Source organism: Collinsella sp. UBA1693 (assembly GCF_002320115.1).
Classification (GTDB): Bacteria; Actinomycetota; Coriobacteriia; order Coriobacteriales; family Coriobacteriaceae; genus Collinsella; species Collinsella tanakaei.
Map to the genome: position 1 here is coordinate 683,738 of NZ_DCJT01000010.1, position 6,000 is coordinate 689,737.

The following is a 6,000-nucleotide window of genomic DNA, read 5'->3' on the forward strand; positions in this document are numbered from 1 at the left end:
TCGCTTGGTCGTGTGCGTTGCTTGTAAGGATCCTCAACCAATCTACGTTTGAAGGCGCCCACATGTTTCATGCTGTCCTGAAAAAGCTTGCCGGCACTATCTATGGAAAAGCTCTGAGGCGCGCGAAGCGTGCCGAACGCATTTCCGTAGCTAGTGCCGGCGGATTCAACGGGGTTGCCCAGCGATGTATGGAATGACTGTTATCCCACGCAGGAGAGTATGTAGGCGGGAACGCCGTCCTCGTCGTTGCTGGCCAAGATGACGTCGGCGGCGTCGCGGACCTCGCGCTCTGCGTTGCAGACTGCCGCGCCGCAGCCGGCGAGCTCGAGCATGGAGATGTCGTTGTGGTTGTCGCCAAAGCACGTGGCCTTTGAGGGGTCGATGCCAAGGTGTCCGCAGAGCCAGGTCATCGCGGTGCCCTTGGAGGTGCCTGCTTCCATGACCTCGATGTTTTGGGGATAGGAGCGTGTGATCTCGATGCCGTCCACGGAGCGTAGGCGCGCTAGGATTGCGTCGCGATCCGCTGAGTCCTTCCAGTACATCGCCACGCGCTCCAGCACATCGACGCGCTGGATGGTCTGCTCGGGTTCCTCGTCCACGGGCGTGCGCGTGGTGCGCATGGATTGCAGGATAAAGGGATCCGGCATGAACTCGTCCAAACGGTTATAGAGGTCGCGGCGCAGCAGGCAGCCGCCGTCGGCGAAGAGGTCGAAGGTAACGTCGTAATCGCGGGCGATCTGGTGAACGGCCAGGGCCTTCTCGCGGGAGAGCGGCGCGCTGTAGATCACGGTTGCGAGATCGGTGTTCTGGGGGCTCTCCGCATCGAGTTTGGCTGCCACGGCGCCGTTTGCGCTTACGGCGTAGTGCACGGACGGGTGGGCGAGCACCTCTGCGGGGATGCCGGAGAGCGGGCGACCCGTGCAGGGGACGAACTCGATTTCTGCCGCCGCCAGCGCGTCAAGGGCTCGCCAGCCCATGTCGCTCACCTGCTTGGTGGAGGTGAGAAACGTGCTGTCCATATCTGAAAAGAAGATCATGGGTGAACTCCCCGGTTTAGCGCTTACAAGGTTTTAGGCAAAAAGCCCGCCCTCACAGGATACATCGTGAGGGCGGGCTTATGGATTTTGACGGAGATGTTTAACGCGCGCGAGGCGCCTGCGGGCTCTGGTCGACGCGGCGTCGCGGCGAAGGCGGTGGAGCTCGCGCGGCTAGCGCTGGCTTAGGGGCACGTATTCCATATCGTCGTAAACGGTGTTGTATGCCGGGCGGATGATGCGGTGCGCGCCAAAGAGCTCTTCCATGCGGTGGGCAGCCCAGCCGGCGGTGCGGGCGACGGCGAACATAGGCGTGAAAAGCGTCTGCGGGATGCCGAGCATGCTGTAGATGAAGCCGGTATACAAATCGATGTTGGCGCAGATGGGCTTGGAAGTGCCGCGCACATCGCGCATAACTTGGGGCGCCAGACGCTCGACGCTCTCGATCAGGCGGAACTCGTCGCCCAGACCCTTCTCGTCCGCAATCGCTTCTGCGTAGTGGCGGCAGATCTTGGCGCGCGGGTCCGAGAGGGTGTAGACGGCATGCCCCATGCCGTAGATGAGGCCGGAGCCGTCGAAGGCCTCGCGGCGCAGGATCTTCTCGAGATAGGCCGCGATCTCGTCGTCGTTGTCCCAGTTTTTGACGTGGTTGCGGATATCCTCGTGCATGTGCACCACTTTGGAGTTGGCTCCGCCGTGGCGCGGGCCCTTGAGGGAGCCGATCGCCGAAGCGTAGGCGGAGTAGGCGTCCGTGGCGGAACTGGACAGCACGCGGCAGGCGAAGGTGGAGTTGTTGCCGCCGCCGTGCTCGGCGTGGAGCATGAGCATGACGTCGAGCAGCATGGCTTCGCCGCGGGTGAAGTTGTCGTCCCCGTGAAGCACCTGCAGGATAGTTTCCGCTGTGGAGAGCTTGGGGTCGGGCGTGGGGATGAGCGCGCGGCGGCCCTGCTGGCGGGCGATCGCGAGCGCATGGGCCATGGCGGCGATGCGCGGCAGGCGGGAGAGCATGGAGACGGCGACGTCGATCTCGTGCTCGGGCGAGATGTTGTCCGGCTCGGCATCGAAGGCGTACAGCAGCAGCACGGCGCGCATGAGCACGTTCATGATGGAGCTGGAGACCGTGGTGATGGGGAACTGCGCCACGTAGCCATCGGAGATGTGGCGGTATGCGCCCAGGCGCGCCTGGAAGTCCGCGAGCTCGTCTACGTTGGGCAGGGCGCCGGTGATGAGCAGGTAGGCGACCTCTTCGTAACCAAAGCGGCCCTCCGCCTGCGAGCTATTGATAAGGTCCTCGATGCTGTAACCGCGAAGCGTCAGCTTGCCCTCGTCCGGAACCAGCTTGCCGTCCACGATGTTGTAGCCGTGGACGTCGCAGATGCGGGTGAGGCCGGCCACCACGCCGGAACCGTCCGCGTTGCGCAGGCCGCGCTTGACGTCGTGCTCTTTGTAGAGGCTTTCGTCATAGGGCTCGCTAGGGGCACCGTGGTAGAGGCGCTCGCTTTCGGGGGAGACCTGGCGGCTCGCTTCATAGTCGATGACCAAGCGGCTCAGCGCATCGTCGAAGCGGTAGTAGATGTTTTGCGTGGTGTAAGCCATGGGGTGCCTCCTATTCGCAGGGGGATGCGTCGATGCCGCGGGGCCGCCGGCGCGGTGCGGGGCGACGGCGCGGCATCGAGGTCGCGGAGAGCGACTAGAGTCGATACATGAAGTTGAAGACGTCCTCGCGCTGGATGGTGACAGTGACGCCCACCGCCTCGCCGCCGGCGGCCAGGGCCTCCTGCAGGGCGGTGAAGTCCGTGGGGCTCTCGGACATATCGGCCAGCATGGTCATGGTGAAGATGTCCTCGATGATGCTCTGGGTGATGTCGCGGATGTCGACGTTGGCCTCGCCCAGGATCTTGGAGATCGCGGCGACGATGCCGGCGCGGTTCTTGCCAAGGACGGTGATGACGATGCGATGGGAATCGGTCTGTGCCATGGTGGGACCCTTCTGGTTGATGCGACGCCGCCTGCCTATCGCGGGCGCCGCGTGCCCGCGCTCGAGCGGCTGCGCGCACTTTGACTTGGTACAGTGTTCACCATTGTAGCGTGTGTTTTGCGTCACCTGTTGGATAACCGTGAGTATTACAGGGATGTCACGGGGTCGCGGGCGCGGTCGGCCGCGAGAATTGCTGCAATTTGTAGTTCTCGTGCATAAGGGTTCGCCTGTGGTAGACTAGCAAGGCTGTTTTGCCTTGGTCGGAAACCAAGGCACCCCTTAGTTCTGGTCGGTAACCAGAACGCGAGTAATAAGAGGAGCCCTGCCATGAAACAAGGTATCCATCCCGAGTACGTCGAGTGCACGGTGCGCTGCTCCTGCGGCAACACCTTCAAGACCCGCTCGACCAAGCCCGAGATCACCGTCGAACTTTGCAACGAGTGCCACCCGTTCTACACCGGCCAGCAGAAGTTCGTCGACACCGGTGGACGCGTCCAGCGCTTCGCCGACAAGTTCGGTGGCGCCGCTCAGGCCGCCCTCGAGCGCGAGGCCGCCAAGAAGGCCGCCAAGGCTGCTGCTGCCGCTGAGGCTGCTGCCAAGAAGGCCGCCGAGCGCGAGGCCAAGGCCGCCGAGAAGGCCAAGCGTGCTGAGAAGTTCGCTGCTGAGGCTGCCAAGAAGGCCGCCGAGGCTCCCGCAGCTGAGGCTGAGGTTGCCGAGACCGCCGAGACCGAGGCTGCTGCCGAGTAGCACCTCGCTGTAACAGGCATTGAAAACCCCGTATCGAGTTTGAAGCTCGGTGCGGGGTTTCTTTTTTGCTCAATCGATGTTTGTTGGCGGCGCGAGCGCAGCTGTCTGGGCGACGTGAACGACCCTTTCGCGCATCGTCGCCCTGCCGTCGTCGGTGGGGGCGATCGTCCTATATGTGCGTGCGCGCCTTGCCCGTGAACTCGTCTACGTCGATGCGCCACACGTGCGTGCGGTCGATGATACCCGGGCCGTAGGCGGTGGGGGCGTCCGGCGCCAGGTGCTCCATGATGAGGTCGAGGCCGTAGACCTTGTCTTCGCCGCTGGTGACAGGCCGGAGCGTGCCGGTTCCCATGATGCTGCGATACGCGAACGAATAGTCGCAGGCGTGCTCGCCGGAGATCACGCCGTCCTCGATGTCCATCTCTATGGCGACGGGGCAGCCGGCGTTGCCCGCACTCTTCCATGCGGCGGCCTTGCGGCCTTCGCCGGCAGAATGCAGCCACAGGCTCAAATGGCGCGTTTCATCATCGAGTTCAAAACCAAAGCTCATGGGGACTATGAAGAGCCCCTGGTCATCAACGCACGCGATGCGGACCGTCTTGCATGCTTCAAGGATTTCTCGCAGTTTGGCGATATCCGTAACCTCGCGTTTCGACAACCTCATGATGGAGCCTCCTTGGCCGGTCCGCCCACGCATGGGTTCATCCGCGCGGGGCGCGGTGGGGCGCGGGCGGGCGCTTTTTTTCGAACCACACCATAGTATCAGGGCGGCGCCCGTGTCTGAGTACTCGCACTTCGCGTTTCCTTATCATGCGTCTTTCTAAACCCGCATGTTGGTTGCTCTTCCGTGGTGTGGGAGCCGCACGCAGATGTGCGCAAACCGTGTACATGTGTAGACGTTTGCATGGGGTGCTTGTGGGATACTCCGCTCGGGAATAGTATGAACGGCGTTCAGTTGAACATAGTTCATTATTTGGACGAGTAGGAATCGGCCGTGGCCTGACCGCGAGGCAGGCGGGTGGGGCGCTGCCGGCCATCGTCCACATGCGTATACAAGGGAGGCCCCCATGAGCAACAATACTGAGAAACAGGCGCGTTCCGCCGGGGCGCGCGTCGTCGAGATCGAGAACTCCATGAGCCCTAAGGCTTTCTACGTGACCAAAGAGGTTCTGCTGGGCATCGCGGGGTTTGTGTGGTGCGCCGCGGGCTTCAACATCGTCCGCATCGGGTTGCTCGCCTACGCCGAGCAGTCGGGCGCGCTGCTGATCGCGGGCCTGCTCGCGGGCAGCGTCGCCGTGTTCCTGGTCTTTTGGACCCGCATCTTCTCCAAGCTGCTGGGCAAGCATACCGACCGCATCGTGGGCTACGGCAACGCGCGCCAGCCGTTTTGGCGCTTCTTCGACCGCCAGGCATTCGTCATCATGGCGGTCATGATGACGGCTGGTATCTCGCTGCGCGCCTTCTCGCTGGTTCCCAGCTGGTTCATCGCCTCGTTCTACACCGGATTGGGCATCGCGCTCTTTGGCGCGGGCGTGGGATTCCTGATCAACCTCGCACGCCTGCTCAAGGCATCGCGCAGGACAGGCACGCTGGCATAAGGGTTATTGGCGCCGAGCTGCTCGTCCGCTATTTGCCGATGACGTGAGACCACGGCGCTTCCTCGCATGAGGGGGAGCGCCGTGGTTTCTACGTGTTCGCTCACATTAACCGATGGAATGCGCGGGCAAATGGTTAGAGTTATGGTCGTCTGAGTATCTACCGTGGAACGCAGCGCGCCCGTCCGACCTTTGGGGCCCGCTTCGACCCACGTCAGCCCGTATCGCACGGGTGAGGATCATTGAAGAGGAAACCACATGGGATTCGTTTCTAAGCTGCTTTCGTTTGGCTCTGATAAAGATCTCAAGCGCTACTACAAGCTGGTTGATAAGATCAACGCCCTCGAGCCCACCTATGAGAAGATGGACGAGGAGGAGCTCAAAAAGCAGACGGACCTGTTCCGCGAGCGCTACGCCAACGGCGAGTCGCTCGATTCCATGCTTCCCGAGGCCTTCGCCGTCACCCGCGAGGCGTCCAAGCGCGTGCTGGGCATGCGTCACTTCGACGTCCAGCTGATCGGCGCCATGGCGCTGCACGAGGGCCACATCGCCGAGATGAAGACGGGCGAGGGCAAGACCCTGGTTTCCACGCTCGCCGGCTACCTCAACGCTATCGCCGGCAAGGGCGTGCACATCGTCACCGTCA

At 62.7% G+C, this 6,000-nt stretch carries 6 protein-coding genes and 1 pseudogene; 3 read left to right on the forward strand and 4 right to left on the reverse strand.

What is annotated here, in order from left to right; all coding sequences use genetic code 11:
- Positions 1–200: 200 nt before the first annotated feature.
- The 3 genes from B3H65_RS07460 to B3H65_RS07470 all read right to left on the reverse strand — a co-directional run bounded on the left by B3H65_RS07460 (position 201) and on the right by B3H65_RS07470 (position 3,012).
- Positions 201–1,037, reverse strand: coding sequence for an HAD family hydrolase (locus tag B3H65_RS07460; RefSeq protein ID WP_286684739.1), 837 nt, complete (start codon positions 1,035–1,037; stop codon positions 201–203).
- A 171-nt stretch (positions 1,038–1,208) separates the two neighbouring features.
- Positions 1,209–2,630 carry a citrate synthase gene (locus B3H65_RS07465; protein ID WP_286684740.1) on the reverse strand — a complete coding sequence of 474 codons (1,422 nt, stop codon included), beginning with the start codon at positions 2,628–2,630 and terminating at the stop codon, positions 1,209–1,211.
- Positions 2,631–2,724: 94 nt separating this feature from the next.
- Positions 2,725–3,012 carry an ACT domain-containing protein gene (locus B3H65_RS07470; RefSeq protein WP_286684741.1) on the reverse strand — a complete coding sequence of 96 codons (288 nt, stop codon included), beginning with the start codon at positions 3,010–3,012 and terminating at the stop codon, positions 2,725–2,727.
- 327 nt (positions 3,013–3,339) lie between these two features.
- Between B3H65_RS07470 and rpmE the strand changes: the two genes are divergently transcribed.
- A complete protein-coding gene (rpmE, locus tag B3H65_RS07475; RefSeq protein ID WP_117679674.1) occupies positions 3,340–3,759 on the forward strand; it encodes a 50S ribosomal protein L31 in 420 nt (139 codons plus the stop codon).
- 169 nt (positions 3,760–3,928) lie between these two features.
- On the opposite strand, the gene B3H65_RS07480 is transcribed toward rpmE, so the two are convergent.
- The gene (locus tag B3H65_RS07480) at positions 3,929–4,423 is read right to left on the reverse strand and encodes a pyridoxamine 5'-phosphate oxidase family protein (RefSeq protein ID WP_286684742.1); all 495 of its coding nucleotides are present in this window, start codon (positions 4,421–4,423) and stop codon (positions 3,929–3,931) included.
- 403 nt (positions 4,424–4,826) lie between these two features.
- Here B3H65_RS07480 and B3H65_RS07485 point away from each other — a divergent pair, with 403 nt between their 5' ends.
- Both B3H65_RS07485 and B3H65_RS07490 read left to right on the forward strand, forming a co-directional pair.
- Entirely contained in the window at positions 4,827–5,357 is a 531-nt protein-coding gene (locus B3H65_RS07485) for a hypothetical protein (RefSeq protein WP_286684743.1), read from the forward strand.
- A 255-nt stretch (positions 5,358–5,612) separates the two neighbouring features.
- Positions 5,613–6,000, forward strand: a pseudogene (locus B3H65_RS07490) (preprotein translocase subunit SecA); the annotation flags it as partial.